The organism is Ruminococcus flavefaciens ND2009 (assembly GCF_000621785.1).
Lineage (GTDB): Bacteria > Bacillota > Clostridia > Oscillospirales > Ruminococcaceae > Ruminococcus > Ruminococcus flavefaciens_C.
Genome location: NZ_JHXI01000015.1, coordinates 1 through 18,852, shown reverse-complemented (window position 1 = coordinate 18,852; position 18,852 = coordinate 1). Strand labels below are relative to the sequence as shown.

Sequence of the window (18,852 nt, the reverse complement as noted above, 5' to 3'; positions counted from 1 at the left end):
AATTCTTGCACTGCAAACGGTAATGGCGTTTTTTCGGGAAGCAAGAGGCAGCGGCTTCCGACCGTTGTCAGAGGTTCTGCCTCTTGTTTCCGTACTCGCTTTCCGTTCTGAAAATATTTTACAGGAGGAAAAATTTATGTCAACTACACTGACAAAACCGGCTGAAGTAAGCCGTACATGGTATATCCTCGACGCCGAGGGTAAGCCGCTGGGTAGAGTTGCTGCCAAGGCTGCTCACATCCTCAGAGGCAAGCACAAGCCCACTTACACTCCCAACGTAGACTGCGGAGATCACGTTATCGTTATCAACTGCGCTAAGGCTGTTCTCACAGGCAGAAAGCTGGAGCAGAAGAAGTACTACTGGCACACAGGCTGGATCGGCGGACTCAAGTCCATTTCTTACAAGGACATGATGGCTGAGCAGGCTGACAGAGCTATGATGATCGCTGTTAACGGAATGCTTCCCAACAACAGCCTCGGCAGAGCTCAGCTCAAGAGACTCAGAACCTACAAGGACGCTAATCACAAGCAGGAGGCTCAGAAGCCTGTTGCTTACGAGCTTTAATAGGAGGTGCTTTTAAATGTACGAATCAAAAGTTAAATACTACTACGGCACAGGCAGAAGAAAGCACTCCGTAGCAAGAGTCAGAATTTACCCCGGTTCAGGTAATGTAACCATCAACGGCAGAGGCATCGACGATTACTTCGGTCTTGAGACTCTCAAGCTCATCGTTCGTCAGCCCCTCGCACTCACTGACAATGTAGAGAAGTTCGACGTTATCTGCACAGTTGCAGGCGGCGGCGTTACAGGTCAGGCCGGTGCTATCAGACACGGTATCTCAAGAGCTCTTCTCGAGTTCGATGCTGAGCTCCGCCCCACTCTCAAGAAGGCCGGATTCCTCACTCGTGACCCCAGAATGAAGGAGAGAAAGAAGTACGGTCTCAAGGCTGCACGTCGTGCTCCTCAGTTCTCAAAGAGATAATTTTATCCCTGTTGGGAGTATTCAAAATCACGTATTTACGCTGTTTTGTTCGGTTTGGGTTTATCTGAAATATGTTGAATTTCGGACGGTAACTAACACGTAACTAACGGGTAACTAACAAGAATTTAAGGCATTTGCCCTTGCGGTGAATGCCTTATTTATTAACCTGTTGTATTTTTAATTAAAATATGTTATAATGAGGCTATAAGCTCGTTTTGTGTATATGGAGTGTCTAAATGCGTTATTTAGGAAATAAAGAATCGATAGTATCAGAAATATACTCGTTATTATCTGATAAGGGACTGATCAATAAAGAATTGTCCTTCTTTGATGCTTTTTGCGGATCAGGTTCTGTTGCTGATTATTTTAAGGAGTACTATAACAATATAATAATCAATGACAATCTGACCTGGTCTGTTGTATACACAGGTGGCAGATTACGTTCTCAGCACTGTTCATTTTCAAGATTAGGCTTCGACCCAATTGAGTATTTTAATAACACTAATGATGTTGCTCACGGGTTTATTTATAAAAACTATTCGCCTGCTGAATCATCAAGAATGTATTTTACGCCTGAAAATGCCGAGAGGATTGATTTTTTTCGTTCAAAGATAGAAGAATGGAAAAACAGTTCACTTATTACTGATGATGAGTATAATTATCTACTTGCCTGTTTAATCGAATCGGTTTCTGATGTATCAAATACCGCTGGTGTGTACGGTGCTTTCCTAAAGAAGTGGGATGCACGTGCGTTGAAGCCTATAGTATTTGATCGTGTAGATAGCAAAACAAATAAGTGCCATAAGCTATCAACTTTTAATTCTAAAATAGAAGAAATCATAGATACTATTGATTGTGACATCTTGTATTTAGATCCACCATATACGCAAAATCAGTACGGAACGCAGTACCATTTATTGGAAACACTCGTTTTGGATGATAATCCGTCAATAAGTACTGTCACAGGTTCTCGAAGCACAGCACCAATGCGTTCTGATTGGTCAAAAGAATATAAAGCAAACATTCTTTTTGATAGAATACTTGCCAAAACTAAAGCACGTTATGTTATATTAAGCTATAATAATGACGGCTTCATGTCCAAAGAATACATTGAAGCTGCTATGAAACGTTATGGCAAGTCTGAAACTTATGTTTGTAAAAAGATTTCATATAAGAAGTATCAGAACTGGAAATCAAACAATCCAAATGCGCATTTTGAATACTTGTTTTTTGTTGAACTAAAAGACAAATCCGATGTTTTATATGAATCCCCTTTAAATTACATAGGAAGCAAGTCTAAAATCGTATCTGATATTCGTTCACACGCTCCTGCCCGTTACAAGAAATTTATAGACGCTTTTGGCGGTGGATTTAATGTAGGCATAAACATCAGCGCTGATTCCATTATCTATAATGATATAAATCATTTTGTTACAGAGCTTGTTGAATCGTTCAAAACGAACGATACATATCAATATTTATTATACATTAAAAGAATAACAAATAAATTTGGGCTTGAAAAAGCAAATGCAGAAGCATATCAAGCAGCCCGTGCTTATTATAATTCTTTTCCAGAGGATAAACGTGATCCTCGACTGCTATATACTATTATCCTTTATGGTTATCAGCAGCAGATACGCTTTAACGGAAGTCATGAGTTTAATAATCCTGTTGGAATGCGATGGTTTAATGATAAAGTTCTTGAAAAGATGATTAGTTTTTCAAGAGCAATTAAAGAAAATGAATACATTTTCAAGACAGGACAATATTTCGATCTATTACCCCAAATAGATAACAATACTTTTGTATACCTTGATCCGCCATACAAGCTTACAACCGGCTCTTATAATGACGGAAAAAGAGGCTTTAATGGGTGGAATGATAAACTTGAACGTGATATGTTTGAGTTCTTAAATAAGCTGAATGAAGACAACATACCCTTTATGTTATCCTATGTTATTGAACATAAAGGAAAAGTAAATGATAATCTTGTAAGTTGGATAAATCGTAACCACTATAATATAATTGAATTAGGTGATATAATCGGTATATCTGGCTCGCGCAGAAAGGAAGTGCTAATAGTTAATTATGAAGTATGACATTCCTCATTTTGTTATCAAGAATAACCTTCAAAAATCCAAACAGACCAACGTTTACTTTGGCGATGCTGTAACTCCTGAGGTCCTGAAAGACGTTTGCAAACGTATAACAGATTTAGATAATTTCTCATATGAATATGTGAATAACGACTATACCGATGATTTCCTTCCGCCAACATATAATAAAGGCAGAATGGCTCTACTGTACTATAAGAATGATGTAATGTATATCAGTTTTTCTGAAAAGGATATAAATGGACGGAATTCAAGCGTTCAAAGCGTCCCAACAGCTTTCAATATGTTTTTCTCAAATACATATGATAACAAACGATTATACTATTATTTTCTAAGTGTTGAAGGCAATCCTGAAACAGATTATCATATACTCATTTATAGATTGATGAAAACAATTGGTTTTCATTTTTTGAATGATGAAGTGTTACAGCATAAAATCGTTCCATTTTCTTCAATAGAAGATATAATGTTTAACAGAAAAATCAATTCTGGCAAAAACAAAAGTAACAATTCAACATACATTACCAAAAGTACCGTCAGGAACTATGATATATACGGAAAAACCTATGGTGCAAATAAGTATGAAACCAGTTTAATATGCTATGCTCTATCTATGCTGGCAAAAAAAGAACAAAGGATTACGCTTTATGAGGTACTGGAACAAGACCTTAAAGAATTACCTGAAGCATCTTTAAACGTAATAAAAAACATGGGCGTAATACGTGTTATTCCAACTGACCTTCAATTGGAAAAGAAAGCTTTCGAGGAAAACAACAGTCTTCGTTCACCGAGATATATCTACAATTTGCTTAACAGGCTTGGTAAAAAGCATTGTGCAATGTGTGGCTGCGAAATACCTGAAATCATACAAGGTGCACATATTTGGCCTGTTGCTCTTATCAAAAGGCAAGGACATATTTCTTTTGAAGAAAAGCTACAGCACGCTACGAGCGGAGATAACGGCTTGTGGCTATGTGAGAATCATCACAAACTATTTGATCAAAATATAATATCAATAACTCATTCTGGTAATATTATGTTTAGCGAAGCATTAAGCAGTGATAATGAAGCGTTCTTAAGCAACATTACTACTTATAGACGATTACCAGAACAGATAATGACAGAACAATTTGTGCATTATCTCGATTTAAGAAACAAGGCTATATAAAGTAATCTCCCACCGTCCATATTGATAGGTGGGAGATTTTTTGCCTATATCTTATTAATAGCCTCCAAAAGCTCCTGCACATTAACGTGCGTATAAACCTTCTCGGTCAGTGACATTGCACCCGAATGACCGACGATCTTCTTTATCAGCGTAGGCGATACCTCCTTCTCGGTCATCATCGAGATGCAGGTGTGACGGGTATCGTGGGGCTTGTGGGAGCAGCCGATCAGCTCCATGACAGGAGTCCAGTAGGAATCATAGTAATTGCGGTAGATGAATTGCTTGCCGTCGGGAGTATGAAGAAGATACTCGTTTCCGTCCTCGTACCACTTCTTGAAGAACGGATAAGTCCTGTCGTGTATCGGTACAACACGGATACCGCTTTCGGTCTTGCTCTCCACCACCTTGAAGCAATGCTCCTCGATGTTGACATTCTCACGCTTGAGATCAAGCAGCTCGGACACACGTACTCCACTGTATATCAGCATCAGGACGATCTGAGCGTAGAGATTGTTTTCCTGCAGCCACAGAGCATCAATTTCTTCCTTACTGAAAGGAGAACGGTCTGTCTTGTTCGGGTTCTTGTCCTTGAACTTGATAATATCCACATACTCAGAGTAGTCTTTCATGCAGATCTCATACTTCATGGCATACTCATACATCTGGCTGAACAGCACTTTCAGCTTGCGGAGCGTCGGATAGTTCTTACCGCAGTTGTCTACAACACCCTGCAAGTCAGTCAGCTTCAAATCCTTGAACACTCTGTCGTGGAGGGGTTCACAGGTATTATATGACGCTTTGTAGGCTTTGGCGTTGCTGTCCGAGATCGTGGGGAACTTCTCCGCCGACCACTTCTCAAAGACTTCGGCAAAGGTGATTTTGGACGCTTCAATGTCATAGGGATTCTTATTGTAGTCCATGAGCATTTCAAGCCCTTTAGCCCTGGTCGGAGCATAACCGATAGTGATGTACTGTTGTTTGCGCTTGCCTGTTTCGGTATCAATGTCCCAGCCGACTGTCTTGCGGACAATGTAGGGATTACGCCTGTTGCCCGACAGCTTGTAGACAGTGCCAACACCGTTAGCTAACTTCATTCTGCTTCTCCTCCTTCAGCCGTACTACCTCACGGCAGGTGTCAACGATCTCGGAAATGCGGTCAATCTGAGTTTTCAGCTCGTCAAGGGGCATTGGTGCTTCTTCCTGTTCGTCCTTGTTGACGGTGAACTTCTTAAAATCGCTGATTATGGACGATGTAAAGCCCTTGACGGTCATTATCAGATAGTTCTCGAATTGCAGGTATTCGCTTATAGACATATAGCACATTGTCTTTCCTGCCTTTTTGAGAGCAATAACATATCCCTCTGAGAACAACTGCAACAACTCAGGCGGCATATCATACACTGGCTGTCCCTCGTCCGTCTGAGAAAGAATGAAGTAATCGCTCCATACATCACGTGAGGCCTTGATCTCCAGCGTATAACCGAGGTTAGCAAGCACCGTTGACAGCACGTTCTGGTTACGCTTGCCTACGAATGTCGCAGTATCGAGCAGTACAGCCTGCGATTTCAGGCTATCAAAGCTGTCTCCCATAAGGTGATTGAACTTCTGCAATGCTTCATAATAATCATCGTCATAACTGTCCGCATAGACAACTATATCCTCGACAGGCACATCATAGAACTCAGCAAGCATATTGATATAGCTATTTGTTATTGTAGCTTTGCCGTGTTCGATACCGTTGTAATGTGTACGTGAAGCACCGAGAGCTTCTGCAAGCTGATTCTGCGACAAACCACGCTCAGTACGCAGAGCAACTATCTTTTCTCTTGTTTTCTCCTGATCTATTGCTGTTTTCATTTTGTCCTCCACTATTTATGAATAAATTGTTAATGTACTATTTTTATCAAGACAATTGAAATGTCTGGAAGTGTATGGTACAATTATATCAGAATCGCAGAGAGATGTCAAGAGGCACCCTGAGATTTTTTCACACGATTAGAGATAGATATATAATCGGAAGGAGACCACATGAATAATACTATTAATTCTCTGCCGGCTTTTACAGGCAGAAACGTACCGATCAAGGAGATTGCACAGGCAACAGGCAAAGACCCGCAGTACATCAGGATAGGCTTACAGAAAGGCATATTCCGTTTCGGATATGCCTTCAAGAAGGACGGTTCAAGCGAGTACAACTATCTTTGCCCTGACAAGAAAGTATGGGAGGACTTAGGCTATTTCAGGGCAGAAACGGAGGTCAGCGATGCAGGAAATGATGAATGATGCTGCAGAGCTGATTACGGAAGCGAACAACGGGGATGATCTCCCCGTTGTACCTGATGAGGGTGTACAGCCCGAAGAACAGGAGAAGTCCGAGCTTGATAAGCAGAAAGAAGCACTATCATCGGTAACGTATGATGATATACTTAACAGTACTGCACCCTATGAAAAGATACTCACCCTACCTGATGAATTCGCCGTGTCGCAGTATATCACCGCATTCAGACAGGTAGCCAAGAAATTCAAGCTGACAGCGGACTTTGACAGCCTTGTAGCTCCATATAGGGAAAAGGCATTACGGCAGCTTAAAGAAGCAGAGCATCAGGAAAAGAAAGAGGAGAAAAGCAAATATCCGAAGTGGTGGGACGGAACACAGGTCAATGAGGACGTATTCTGTACGGAGCTTCTTGCACAACACAATCTGTACTGCATCAATGGACTGTTCTATGACATAGACGGCGAGTTCCTTATCTCGGAGCTGAGCAAGGTCATATACGAGCGTATCAAGCCTTATGTAGTGAAGAATGTCGCAGACCGTACCAAACGTCTGGTGGAAGCTATGAAGATTAAGTGCTACCGTCCTGCACCTGAGCCTAACGAACACACTATACATCTGAAAAACGGCACACTTCATCTGGCACAGGGACACTTTGTATTCTCTCAGGGAAAGCAGTTTACAATGAACCGCTTGGGCATTGAATACCGTTCCGATGCTCCGAAGCCTGAACGCTGGCTCAGGTTTGTGCAGGAGCTATTGAACGAACATGACGTTCTGACCTTGCAAGAGTATATGGGGTATCTGCTGATACCGTCCACAAGAGCACAGAAAATGCTGATGATCTCAGGCAACGGCGGCGAGGGAAAGTCCCGTGTCGGCAAGGTGCTTTTTGAGATCATGGGATATAAGAATTCTGTAAGCGGAAGTGTATCAGGTCTGGACAACGGACCTGCCGCCCGATTCAACAAGGTCAAGCTCCTCGGAAAGCTTTGTATGATAGATGATGATATGGATATGTCTGCACTTGAAAAGACAGAATTCCTAAAACAGCTTATCACAGCGGAGATACCTATGGAGATCGAGCCGAAAGGCAGTCCTTCTTTTCAGGCGTTATTGTACACAAGAGTTATCGCATTCGGCAACAATCCGATCTCTGCACTTTATGACCGCAGCGAAGGCTTCTTCCGCAGGCAGATGATACTTGTTGCAAAGCCCGTTCCGAAAGACCGTACAGCAGACAAACATCTGACCGAAAAACTGCTTGCTGAAAAGGAAGGAATATTCCTCTGGTGTATCGAGGGATTGGAGCGTTTGATTGCGAATGATTTTGAGTTTACCATAAGCGATCAGGCGAAAGAAAACCTCAAACGCAGCGAGCGTGAATGCAACAATATCATTCCCTTTATGGAGAGCGAGCATGACTTCAAGTTTGACGCTTCGGGGCAGATACATTCTCAGGAATTATACTGGGCATATCAGAGCTGGTGCAGGCTCAACAGCCTTGATGAATTATCAAGAAGAACCTTCTCCGGCTATCTGAAATCTCACGCAGATGATTACGGAATAACCTACTCCGAAAATGCAGTCAACGAGCAGGGCAAACGTGCGAGAGGTTTCATCGGAATCAGATACACATACCGACCGCCGACTATCATGTATTAAAACGCATTTTACACGGTACGCTACACGCTTCATAACACACCTGAAAAGAAGAAATATCAGGACTTACACGCTTACACATTTCTTTTTCTATTATAGATATGGAGAGCATCACAGATATTTTATCTTTTTTGATGATGAAAACTTCGGTCAGGTATATTCATGTGTGTGAAGTGTGTAACCGTGTAGATCGAATAGCTGTCTGAAAAGAAAAATGACAGGGCAGACAGGCATAAAAGTGCCTGGAATTCTCTTTTGAAAAGAGAAAAATGAAACTACGCCCACAGGGGCGTTTGGAAGAGTAGCAAGCACGGTATTGTGTGGGTACAAAAACTGAAAACCACACAATACAAAGCTTGTGAGAGGGACACCCCTCAGACCCCGAACCTGAATAAAAGAAAGAGAGATTTTTATGAGAAGAAAAACAAATAAAAAACAGAAAACCAAGCGTGACATTTTCCTGAAAATCAGAGTAACCGAGGAGGAACTTGAAGCGTTCCGGCGTAAGTATAAAAACAGCCGCTGTAAATCATTCAGCGACTTCGTAAGGCGATGTGTCTTCGACGGTCTGATTCTGCTTATAGACAATGAAAAAATGCAGGGACTTTATTCAATGCTAAACAGTATCAATAATAATGTCAATCAGATCAAAGTCAGAGTCACGAAAAACGATGACGCTTACGCCGATGATTTCAAGGAGATCGAGGAACGTATTCTTGAGATATGGAGGATCCTGTTTTTCTTTCAGAAGCTGGCTCCAAGGGAATAGAATTCAAGGCAATATGCACTGGCAAAATAATAATTCTTGCTGCGCATTTCACAAGAATTATTACAATCATTCCGCAGAGCTGGACTCTGGAATATTTATCCGCTATAATGGATTCACAACAATATTTTATGGAGGCGATTTTATGTTTAGAATACCCGAACTCGCAATGCCGAGAACACGCACCGTCACTACCATCTGCAACGGCAAGAAAGAGGTTTGGGACGATCGTGAGGAAGCACAGGATTTCTTTCTCAGGCAGATGATGACTACCGAGGGTGAGGAACGTGACCGAGCAGAGTGTATTTACATCCAGCTCATACACGGGTTGGAGGAGTGTTCGGACGAGGATGAATAGTTAGTAACATAATTCCCTGTAGGATTATAATTCCTATGGGGAACTCTTTTTGTTTTTTATCTTGACGAAAATGATATTATGAAGTATAATTTATGTAGGATATAACGATTGCAAAAAAGTATCATTTTGCAAAGGAGGTCATCATGGGTATACACGAAGAATTGATACAACTGAAATTGTCATTTTCAGCTAAATATTATGAGGGAAACGATTTTGCTACAAACTTTGAAATCAAACAGATAATAGAGAATAAAACTTATTTTGAAACACTTTTTACAAGATTCAAATTAAAAAGTATAGATTCCATTGATGATTACTATAATTATCTGTTTGCTTCAAAAATAATCTGTTTTGAAAAAAATATCCCAACTCTCATTAACGATGAACACAAAGACTTGTTAAGCAGAATAATCTCTGATGCAAAGAACAGTATTGTCACAATCCAAAATGGCAATATAATAAAGTACATCAATACTGCCTATCAATCATTATTGGTACACTCTTATGAGCCTTATGGAATATCTGAGGTTTTTGATGCAACCATTGAATTAATCACTAAATACGGGAACGGTATGTCATTAAATGTAAAGCATTATGTCTTTAGCAAATGCGGAAACACAGTAATACAGCACTTTGATGCTTTTGAAAGGATATTAAAAGTCAATCCTGAATTATTTGATGATCTTTTTCCAGAATACAGCTTAGAAAGCATACGAAGGTATAGCTTTAAGAATACATTAAACGTCATTGCTCACTTATATCAAAATCCTAATACATCTTTTTTTGAAAAAACTGAGCTTTGGATCAAGTCCATAAGCAATGATGTTGAAGCACTTGCCAAAACTCTAAACACTGATAATGTTTTACGGCATGATCAAACAATTAGAAATTACGTCGCATTTCTACGTAGAATACAGCATATAGATGCTAACAGATTTGAAAAAGTGCAGCATGACCTTGACAAATTATTGAGCGAATCCATATTACAAAACGGACATACGTTTACTATGGAGATACCTACCGAAAAAATCAAAGCTATGCTTACTTCAAAGCAAAATATATTTATAAGAATACTTAACATTACTCATACACCAGACAAGGATTCATTGACTTGGAAAAGTAACCTTAATACTCCGCCTGAAAGCAAAAAATCATTTATGGATATTGTATCTACCAACGTTCCAACAAATGATTACTTTACATTTTCGCATCAGAGGTTTTTAGAGAGTGTCATAACCGTCGGTGCAGCTACAATACATATTATTTTTACAAATAAGGACATAACAAATGAGTATTTGAATGGCTTCTTCGATTTAGTAGATTGTATTGCAATAGAAACACATAATGATATTGATGAATTGGCATCTGATTATGAATTAATGGCTCAAATGGTAGGAAATATCTTTTCTCTCGTAACCGTCAAACTTTCCGCACCCTAAAAATTAAGACCCTGCAAGGAATCAACATCCCTGCAGGGTCATATTTATTCATCGTCATTGAATTTAAGAATTTTATCTACATACCTGATCATGTCCTTGTATTCGATCTCAGCTTTCTTCAGTTTGATCGACATCAGAAAATGCAGGAAAGCATTAGTCTTTTCAGACTGATACGACTCAGCCTGAAACATGTTATTGCATTTTGTGCAGGCAAGACTGGGTTCATGCTTTATCGTGAATTCATTCCTGTGACCTTGAAATGTATGAATCGAGGTCTCACTTATCTCGAGTTTCAGCGGTGCATTGCAGTAACAGCATTTGTCAAATACTTCTTTCATTTTTCTTCCCTCCATGGTAATAATATCGTTCCTGCCGGCTGTGAAAACAGCTCTGTCAGATATTTTTCTGCATCAAGACCATTTGCCTGTGCGGTTGAAATGATCGAGTACAGCACTGCACTTGCTTTTGCACCGTTTGCTGTGTTGCTGAAAAGCCAGTTTTTTCTTCCGACTGCAAATGGGCGGATAGCATTCTCGGCTCTGTTATTGTCGATCGGAATATCACCGTTTTCAAGGAATGTGTAAAGATACTTTTTCTCGTTCATAGCATACCTCACTGCATCTGTCAGCTTTCCCTTTCCGCTGACCTGAACAGTTTCAAGCCACGCAAAAAACTCGTCAAGCAAAGGCTTTACCTTCGCAAGGCGCTGTTCATATCTGTATTCTGCGGAGCTGTCGGCAAGCAGACTTTCTTCGTGATATATCCTGTTGCAAAAAGAAACCGCCTTTGCTGCGACAGAAGTACTGTAAGCTGACTTGTCTTTCGGCAGACACTCTACAAAATGTCGTCTGTTATGAGTCCAGCAGCCACATCTTTTTGCACCTTCGACTGCATTGTAAGCATCGTATCCGTCACAGATAAGATATCCGATAAAGCCTTTCAGGAAATTCGAGGCGTGCTCACCTTTTCTCGTCGGCTGATAATCGAAAATGATGATACTGCGGTCGTTCATCTTGCCGTTGCAGTACACCCACATCCTCGATACCGATGTGGCTTTTCTGCCTTCCTCGTGAAGGACTTGCACTGTTGTCTCGTCGGCGTGGATGATCTGCCCCGAGATAAGCATCTCGTGCATCTTCTCTACAATAGGCATACACCATTTTTCGGCGGCTGTACCCACCCAGTTTGAAATAGTTGCTTTGAGCAAAGGTATCTTCTTTGAATTAAAGTCCTTTTCCTGACGGTGCAGAGGTACAGACTTTGCATATTTTTCGTAGATGATATGCGCCAGAAGTTCGGGAGAACAATAGCTTCCCGGGATCATTGCATGAGGATACGGTGCACGAACGATATGACAGTTTTCGTCTCTTTCTTCGGGCTTTTCTCCGCACTCGGGACACTTGTATTTATGTACGATATGTCTGCGGATATGAAACTTGGCAGGAGTATATACAAGTTCATCGTAAGCCTTTTCTGTACCGATATCTTTCATTTCGGCACCGCATATCTCACAGACGGGATCTTTGATCTCATGATGTTCCTCTTTAACAGGAAGACTGCTCATCCAATCATCGTGAGTGCGCTTTTTCTTGCGCTTGTATTCGGGAATGGTGACAGTTTCTTTTGGTATTGATTTTTCTTCGTTATTTCCGAACATCGAAAGCTGAACACCAAATTCCTTTTCCATCACAACGGAAGTCTGTTCTGTCTTGCGTCCGAATATCTGCTTTCTGAACCATTCAAGCTGTTGATTTGCCAGTGCGAGTTCTTCCCTGAGAACAGCATTTTCATTACGGAGCGATACGATTTCCGATGTCATATTCTGTTCGGACATAAAGAACCCCTCCGTTCGTGATGATACATTCATGATACCACGAAAAGAGGGGCTTTTCAAGCACATATTCTGAATATTCATATGGCATTGGTTTAATACATCGCACCGGGTTTTCCCTCACGGATAGCTTTAGGCTGTTCGATCTTCAAGCCTTCCAGAAGCCAGCGGATTTGCTGAGACGTAAGCATTACCGCCTCGGTCTCACTGCGTGGCCACTGAAATCGACCGTTGTCAAGCCGTTTATACAACAGCAGAAAACCATCGCCCTCCCATAGAAGACCTTTGATCCTGTCACAGCGTCTGCCGCAGAACAGGAACAATGCCTTACTGAAAGGATCGAGCAAAAGCTGACCTTGAACGATAGCTGCAAGACCGTCTATCCCGCGCCGCAGGTCTGTATACCCCGTCACAAGGTAAACTCGTGTATTATTTGCAATATCCTTCAGCATAATTCTTTGACCAGTGCCAGGAGAATTTCAGGAGAAATATCTGTTGGCAGAGATATCTGCAAACCGTTTTTCTCGATACGGATATTCTCACTTGAACGTGGCAACGGTACCGGGACGACAGTCGGAGATTTCTCCATATACTGCTCCCGAACTTTTCTTAAGCGGTTGTAATACGTGTTAGGCTTGATCCCGTTTTCTTTGCACCATTCCCGGATCGTCAGACCGCTTGCCTGTTGCGCTTCGATCTGTGCAGTCCATTCTTGCAGACGTACTTCCTGCTTTATTGTTGTGATGCTTGTCATATTTGACTGCATATATTTCACCAACTCCTATCTGTCTAATATACTTCAATAAACTCCATGGTGTTCCTTGGAGTTTATTATACTTCATTAGACTTCGGCGGGATAGGTGCGGAGGGTTATACGCTTACTTTCTCTCCCCGTTGACGCAGATAGACTACTTGTCCATTCTTTGTGCTATGGAGCAGCAGTATTCATATGTGCGTTCTCTGAAAAGCTACTAAGACTTTGTTATTTTGAAGAGATGAAAAATAGCATATACATTCCGTTAAACAAATCGACTATAGGAAATCTTCTTTCAGATGGTAATGAAGCTATGACGAAAATACTTGGAAAGTACCAGCTCAAGCACTTGAATTATTTTTTCGGACAAGATAAAGACGGAAATGTTGGTATGAGTTATAGAAACCGATTAGCTCACTGGGCTGAAATCAATGAGAATTATCTCACCCCACAGCTTGTATGCCAACTCTTTTATTTGTTTACTTGCATCATCAACTCAATCAGCTTATATTATAATAAGCGAAATGAAGAAGCAAATAAAGAACAAACAAAGGAAGAATAAGAAGCGATTATGCTTCTGGATTGTAATAAAACAGACAGGATAACTAACACGTAACTAACAAAACAACCTTGAAACAACGTATTTACGAGAATGCACTTTATCGAAGAGATAAGTTCATTATCGGCTTTCAAAGTACCTTTGCTTTTGCAGAGGTACTTTTTTATTCCCCTGCTGAGGAGTCCTCGCAGCGCAGCTGCTGCGGTCATCGCTAAAAACAGTCCACAGGACTGTTTTCTTAACGCGCTGACAGTTCTCGAAGAGATAAGTTCATTATCGGCTTTCAAAGTACCTTTGCTCATGCAGAGGTACTTTTTTATTCCCCTGCTGAGGAGTCCTCGCAGCTCAGCTGATCCGCGTTATATATTTTTTTTTACACTCAGACCTCGCAGACTATTCTGTGAGGTCTTGTTTTATACGACCGTTGAGCTTTAGCGTCTGATATGATACAATATATAAATAGGAGAATTTAACCCAAAAACGCCGCTGTGGACGTCCCCGAAAAGTTTTTCGGAAAAATTTTCAAAAAGTTTGTTACACTTCGGACAGTCACAGCAAGTATATGTTATGAAAGCGCTTACAACAAATACATTAAAAACCAACAAAAGGGGTGGTCCTATGACAGATAATGAATACCGCAAAATTTACGATAAAGATCCTCGCAAGGCGCAGACCGCGCTGTTTGACGAATACCTCAACTATGTTTACGCCATCGTGTACAACAAGCTGAGAAGCTGCGGAAGCCGCGAGGACATCGAGGAATGTGTGGGAGACGTTTTCTCCGCAGTCTTTATAAGCTATGACCGAAACGGCAGCTTCGACGGTGACCTTAAAGGTCTCATCGGTACGATCGCCAGCCGCACAGCTATTCAGATGTACAGGAAGCTGGTTCGCCACAGCGATACAGTCTATATCGAAAACGAGACGACCGAGCTTGCCGATACGGAAAACGTTGAGGAGAACGCAGAACGAAGTGTTCTGAAAAATACGCTGCTCAGGCTGGTAAACAGTCTCGGTCAGCCCGACTCGGATATAATTATACAGAAGTACTATTACAATATGAACTCAACTGAGATCGCAGAAAAGCATTCGATGTCGCCCACATCTGTGAGAATGAGGTGCAGCAGAGCACTGAAAAAGCTGAAAGAGCTGCTTGCCACTGAGGGCTATGATATGAAGGAGGGAAATATATGAACAACAAGAAGGAAATAGGATTTGATGTCCTTGAAAACGCTGATATGAAAACGATTGAAGAGATAGGTACAGGTAAAATGAATATTGATAAGAACGCCCGCGAAAGGATGCTGAAGAACACTATGAAAAAATATGAAGCCGAAAAGGCAAAGCTTGATATAACTCAGTCGGTAAACACTGAGAACAACGAAACAGAAGACGCTGTAACAGGTGTTGAGATATATAGCAGGAAGAAGCTGCCCAGGATCATCTATATGAGCTTATGCTCCGCAGCCGCTGTTGCGCTCGTAGGAGGAAGCATATTCGCATTCAGCCGCCGCAATCGCGTTACTCCCGATATAAAGGAGCCCGTAGTTGTAGCAACTACCGTAGAAACATCTACAAAGCCCGGAACTTCCGTAACCACCGACCAGGATCACGCAGTTGTCACTGTAACTGCAACAGGTACGGAAACAGGCACTAAGGCTGCTGCTACGACCGCAAATTCAACAACTACAACAGCCGCAACAACTGCAAAGGCTGAGGAAGCGACCGATACCGAGACTGCTCCCGAAGATAAGCCTGCTGAAGCAGAGACAGCCGGTGCCTACACAAATCCCCATACAGACCGCGAAGACATTACTCAGGAAGAGCTTGAAGCAGCTGCACTGAGAGCTGTCAAGGAGATAAACAACGCCGACAAAGCTTCCATGCCGGAGTTAGACACAGGCTACTCATTCTATGACGTCAACTCAGATTCAGTGCCTGAGCTTTTCATCTGGAACTCCTCTGTACTGAGCAGGAAGTATATGCTGGTCTATGACGGAAGTGAATATGTTATCGCCCGCTTCAACGGTCATGACAAGGACAGAAAAGTACAGGTCTTTGAAGTAACAACCGAAAATGTAGACGTATTCAAAGGAAGCAATACATTCGGCATGATGGGGCATCAGGCAGGCAGCCAGAGCTTTATCCTCTCACTGGGCGAGGACAATACTATCACGCCTGTTTACGAATACACACAGTACGGCATCTATAAAAACGGTGAATCTACAGGCGAACGCGCTTTCGATTCAGATACAAGCAATTTCAAGGATTTCGCCGACAAATATATGGCAAATAATATTAGAGAGCTTGAATGGACCATATATAACGGCGAATGATAACTATTATAAATCATAATTTAGCATTATGTAGGGGACGGCGTCCTCGACGTCCCACAAAATTCGTATTATAGTGGCGACTATCATCCGCTCAACCAGGGGACGCCTTCTCTTACAAGGCGTCCCCTCTCCAAAAACAGTCCACCGGACTGTTTTTGGATTCACCCCTTGCGAGGCGCCTGACGTAATAAGGGGCTCTGCCCCTTGAACCCTGCCAGAGGCGCCGCCTCTGGACTCCGCCAAAGGAACACAGTCCCTTTGGAATCCCATTCATAGTTGCCGCAAGGTATTACGATAAATTCTGATTTACCATAGTAGCTGAAAAAGCAACAATACCCCTGAGTGTTAAAATGCACTCAGGGGCATTGTTTTGTTTTGGTATCTTTCTGAAACCTGTGGAGCAGATTTCATCGGTCAATGACGACCATAAGATATACAAGTGAGGACATAACTGCAAACGCCAGAACAGCGGCATAGGAGCTGAGCTTCAACACCTTTGCGGCAGTGCTGCCCTGCTTGTCTGCCCGTGTCAGGGAAGCTCCCAGGAAAAAGGCTCCGATAATGACCGTGGGCATTATATAGCGGAAATTCATACTGCAAACCATGGGGTATTTCTTCGACAGCATATAGAGATTTCCAACCAGGATAAGGTGGAAGCTCACCATAAAGAACTTCTGTACACCGTCTGCGGCGCACTTCCTGAAAAGGCTGACTATCATAGCGATAAAAGCTGCGGCAGCTATGAATGCAGCCAGCCAGAACAGCCATTTGCAGACATTCAGCATAAAAGGATAATGTGTGAAATTTCCTTCGGTAATGAACTCACCGAAAACTGAATTTTTCATGATAGCGATAAGAGGATTGTGCTCATTGTAGCTCTGAGGATCGCCGTTCCCGTCATACCAGAGCCAGTTTTCAAAGACTCTGCTGAATTGATAGGCGGAGAAGTCCGTGATACGCTCCATGAAGGTAGTTCCCTTTATGGTCTGATCCATCTCGGGAAGCTCCTGGACATAGGTGAAGGGTATCCCCCAGCGGATACGGGCTCTCAAAGGGAACCAGAGTCCAAGAGGAGCACAGACCGCAGCAAAGGCGGCGAACTGCCCCAGAAGCCTTGCGAAAGCACCCTTGCGGGACTTTACAAGAACGGCTATGAAGACAATCGTCACCGAGGGAGCTATCAGTCCCACGGAAAGCTTCGTCATCATGCCAAGACCGATACAGAGGGCAAGCTTGATGATATTCTTCAATGTGGACTCTCTGTACCACCTGAGAGTAAAGTAGACAGCTCCCAGAGTCAGCGCCCATGAGAGGGGATCATTGTTCATAAGACCTGCCAGGAAGGTAAAGCAGGGGTGAAAGGCTGTGATAATGAGCGGAACATATAGAGAAGTTCCCTCCAGCTTAAAATAGCGGAATATCTTATAGGCAGTTATGACGATGGTCATTGACCAGAACAGTGACAGCATCTGAGCGGATTCCGCCGCTCGGTCAAGATCAACTCCAAGAACTTTATTAAAAAAACCTATCCACAAAGCGCAAATACTGTGGTGGAGGGGCGGATGACAATACTGGAAAATGCCGCGATAATCCCCGTCATACAACCTGTGATTATAAAAGAGATAGGAAATATAGCCAAGGTGTCCCGTTGCGGCATCATCAGGACCGCCGAACCAGTCTGTATCATGTTGTCTGTCATGGATAGAGGTGCCGAGAACGTAACAGGTTTTAATAACAAAGCATAATCCCATGATGAGCATGGTATTGAAGCGCTGTGCCTGCTTTTTGGTATAGAAAGCAAAATACAGGGCAGACAGCAGGATACAGCCAAATGCAAAGATAAAAAGTATCCTGTTATGTGTCCTGTTAAACCATACAAAAAATGGAGCTCCTCCCGCGCATACAGCAGCTGTCAGCAGAGCCGTGACAGCGGCATTGACCTTATTTATAATGCAGAAATGGCTGACAATAAGGGCGGAAACTCCGCAGAACAGGGCATAAAATATAACAGGGACATAGGTCGCCATGGAGTCGGCAGCCCCCAGAAAAAAAATCGCAGAGCTCAGGCACAGTATGAAAGCTGTGATATATGGATGACCGGCAGCACCTGCAAGGAGGTTTCTGAACGCCTTACAGCTCGCCGAAGAAGTTTTGGTATTACTCATGATTTAACTCCCGGATCGTAGTGTGATTTATATTATTTATTTTACCATAATATCAAATATATGTCAACGTAATAAAAAAGGACTACCGAAGTAGTCCTTAAAAGTGTCGGCACTGATTTAGTTTCCCGGGCCGTCACCAGCCAAGTATCGTCAACGTGAATGAGCTTAACTTCCGTGTTCGGAATGGGAACGGGTGTGACCTCATTGCCATAAGCACCGACTAAATATAAATGAAGTTTTCAAGGAATAAAGCGTAATGCGAGGCGAAAACTCTGAATGAAGTAAAAAGGAAAAGCCCTCGACCGATTAGTACTCGCAAGCTGAACGTGTCACCACGCTTACACTTTGAGCCTATCAAACTCATAGTCTATGAGAGGTCTTACTCTTACGAAGGGATATCTTATCTTAAGGTCGGCTTCACGCTTAGATGCCTTCAGCGTTT

The 18,852-nt window shown here is 42.3% G+C and carries 19 protein-coding genes and 2 rRNA genes; 12 read left to right on the top strand and 9 right to left on the bottom strand.

Annotated features, from left to right (window positions below; translation table 11 throughout):
• Positions 1 to 136 precede the first annotated feature (136 nt).
• The 4 genes from rplM (at position 137) to T488_RS0104455 (ending at position 4,265) form a co-directional block, all read left to right on the top strand.
• On the top strand, positions 137 to 565 hold the full coding sequence (gene rplM / locus T488_RS0104470) for a 50S ribosomal protein L13 (protein ID WP_028519761.1): 429 nt from the start codon (positions 137 to 139) through the stop codon (positions 563 to 565).
• A gap of 16 nt (positions 566 to 581) precedes the next feature.
• The gene (rpsI, locus tag T488_RS0104465) at positions 582 to 983 is read left to right on the top strand and encodes a 30S ribosomal protein S9 (RefSeq protein ID WP_028519760.1); all 402 of its coding nucleotides are present in this window, start codon (positions 582 to 584) and stop codon (positions 981 to 983) included.
• A 236-nt stretch (positions 984 to 1,219) separates the two neighbouring features.
• Positions 1,220 to 3,082 carry a DNA adenine methylase gene (locus T488_RS0104460; RefSeq protein ID WP_028519759.1) on the top strand — a complete coding sequence of 621 codons (1,863 nt, stop codon included), beginning with the start codon at positions 1,220 to 1,222 and terminating at the stop codon, positions 3,080 to 3,082.
• Positions 3,072 to 4,265 (top strand): HNH endonuclease signature motif containing protein, encoded by a 1,194-nt coding sequence (locus T488_RS0104455; protein ID WP_028519758.1) that lies wholly within the window; start codon positions 3,072 to 3,074, stop codon positions 4,263 to 4,265. Before T488_RS0104460 ends, T488_RS0104455 begins: the two co-directional genes overlap by 11 nt.
• 44 nt (positions 4,266 to 4,309) lie before the next feature.
• On the opposite strand, the gene T488_RS0104450 is transcribed toward T488_RS0104455, so the two are convergent.
• Positions 4,310 to 5,359: a tyrosine-type recombinase/integrase gene (locus T488_RS0104450; RefSeq protein ID WP_028519757.1), complete on the bottom strand. Its 1,050-nt coding sequence runs from the start codon at positions 5,357 to 5,359 to the stop codon at positions 4,310 to 4,312.
• On the bottom strand, positions 5,346 to 6,122 hold the full coding sequence (locus T488_RS0104445; RefSeq protein ID WP_013499110.1) for a helix-turn-helix domain-containing protein: 777 nt from the start codon (positions 6,120 to 6,122) through the stop codon (positions 5,346 to 5,348). Before T488_RS0104445 ends, T488_RS0104450 begins: the two co-directional genes overlap by 14 nt.
• A gap of 171 nt (positions 6,123 to 6,293) precedes the next feature.
• Between T488_RS0104445 and T488_RS0104440 the strand changes: the two genes are divergently transcribed.
• The 5 genes from T488_RS0104440 to T488_RS0104420 all read left to right on the top strand — a co-directional run bounded on the left by T488_RS0104440 (position 6,294) and on the right by T488_RS0104420 (position 10,765).
• Positions 6,294 to 6,548: a hypothetical protein gene (locus tag T488_RS0104440; RefSeq protein ID WP_028519756.1), complete on the top strand. Its 255-nt coding sequence runs from the start codon at positions 6,294 to 6,296 to the stop codon at positions 6,546 to 6,548.
• A complete protein-coding gene (locus T488_RS16965; protein ID WP_051536266.1) occupies positions 6,529 to 8,205 on the top strand; it encodes a DNA primase family protein in 1,677 nt (558 codons plus the stop codon). The genes T488_RS0104440 and T488_RS16965 overlap by 20 nt, the downstream gene beginning before the upstream one ends.
• 409 nt (positions 8,206 to 8,614) lie before the next feature.
• A complete protein-coding gene (locus tag T488_RS0104430; RefSeq protein ID WP_028519755.1) occupies positions 8,615 to 8,971 on the top strand; it encodes a plasmid mobilization protein in 357 nt (118 codons plus the stop codon).
• Between the two features lie 142 nt (positions 8,972 to 9,113).
• Positions 9,114 to 9,326 (top strand): hypothetical protein, encoded by a 213-nt coding sequence (locus tag T488_RS0104425; protein WP_028519754.1) that lies wholly within the window; start codon positions 9,114 to 9,116, stop codon positions 9,324 to 9,326.
• A gap of 143 nt (positions 9,327 to 9,469) precedes the next feature.
• Positions 9,470 to 10,765 carry a hypothetical protein gene (locus T488_RS0104420; protein ID WP_028519753.1) on the top strand — a complete coding sequence of 432 codons (1,296 nt, stop codon included), beginning with the start codon at positions 9,470 to 9,472 and terminating at the stop codon, positions 10,763 to 10,765.
• Between the two features lie 44 nt (positions 10,766 to 10,809).
• Here T488_RS0104420 and T488_RS0104415 read toward each other — a convergent pair whose 3' ends face one another.
• The 4 genes from T488_RS0104415 to tnpA all read right to left on the bottom strand — a co-directional run bounded on the left by T488_RS0104415 (position 10,810) and on the right by tnpA (position 13,362).
• On the bottom strand, positions 10,810 to 11,103 hold the full coding sequence (locus tag T488_RS0104415; RefSeq protein ID WP_028519752.1) for a hypothetical protein: 294 nt from the start codon (positions 11,101 to 11,103) through the stop codon (positions 10,810 to 10,812).
• Positions 11,100 to 12,599 carry an IS66 family transposase gene (tnpC, locus tag T488_RS16960; RefSeq protein ID WP_051536264.1) on the bottom strand — a complete coding sequence of 500 codons (1,500 nt, stop codon included), beginning with the start codon at positions 12,597 to 12,599 and terminating at the stop codon, positions 11,100 to 11,102. Before tnpC ends, T488_RS0104415 begins: the two co-directional genes overlap by 4 nt.
• 92 nt (positions 12,600 to 12,691) lie before the next feature.
• Positions 12,692 to 13,048, bottom strand: a complete 357-nt coding sequence (tnpB, locus tag T488_RS0104405; protein WP_028519751.1) for an IS66 family insertion sequence element accessory protein TnpB — start codon at positions 13,046 to 13,048, stop codon at positions 12,692 to 12,694.
• Positions 13,042 to 13,362, bottom strand: a complete 321-nt coding sequence (gene tnpA, locus T488_RS16955; RefSeq protein ID WP_037297091.1) for an IS66 family insertion sequence element accessory protein TnpA — start codon at positions 13,360 to 13,362, stop codon at positions 13,042 to 13,044. Before tnpA ends, tnpB begins: the two co-directional genes overlap by 7 nt.
• 229 nt (positions 13,363 to 13,591) lie before the next feature.
• Here tnpA and T488_RS19800 point away from each other — a divergent pair, with 229 nt between their 5' ends.
• The 3 genes from T488_RS19800 (at position 13,592) to T488_RS0104385 (ending at position 16,245) form a co-directional block, all read left to right on the top strand.
• The gene (locus T488_RS19800; protein ID WP_196243267.1) at positions 13,592 to 13,912 is read left to right on the top strand and encodes a hypothetical protein; all 321 of its coding nucleotides are present in this window, start codon (positions 13,592 to 13,594) and stop codon (positions 13,910 to 13,912) included.
• 615 nt (positions 13,913 to 14,527) lie between these two features.
• Positions 14,528 to 15,103, top strand: coding sequence for an RNA polymerase sigma factor (locus tag T488_RS0104390; protein WP_028519749.1), 576 nt, complete (start codon positions 14,528 to 14,530; stop codon positions 15,101 to 15,103).
• The gene (locus T488_RS0104385; protein ID WP_028519748.1) at positions 15,100 to 16,245 is read left to right on the top strand and encodes a hypothetical protein; all 1,146 of its coding nucleotides are present in this window, start codon (positions 15,100 to 15,102) and stop codon (positions 16,243 to 16,245) included. Before T488_RS0104390 ends, T488_RS0104385 begins: the two co-directional genes overlap by 4 nt.
• Positions 16,246 to 16,652: 407 nt before the next feature.
• Here T488_RS0104385 and T488_RS0104380 read toward each other — a convergent pair whose 3' ends face one another.
• From T488_RS0104380 to T488_RS0104370, 3 genes are all read right to left on the bottom strand, one after another.
• Positions 16,653 to 18,410 (bottom strand): ArnT family glycosyltransferase, encoded by a 1,758-nt coding sequence (locus tag T488_RS0104380; protein WP_028519747.1) that lies wholly within the window; start codon positions 18,408 to 18,410, stop codon positions 16,653 to 16,655.
• Between the two features lie 104 nt (positions 18,411 to 18,514).
• Positions 18,515 to 18,631, bottom strand: a 5S ribosomal RNA gene (gene rrf / locus T488_RS0104375).
• Between the two features lie 64 nt (positions 18,632 to 18,695).
• Positions 18,696 to 18,852: ribosomal RNA gene (locus T488_RS0104370) — 23S ribosomal RNA — on the bottom strand; the annotation flags it as partial.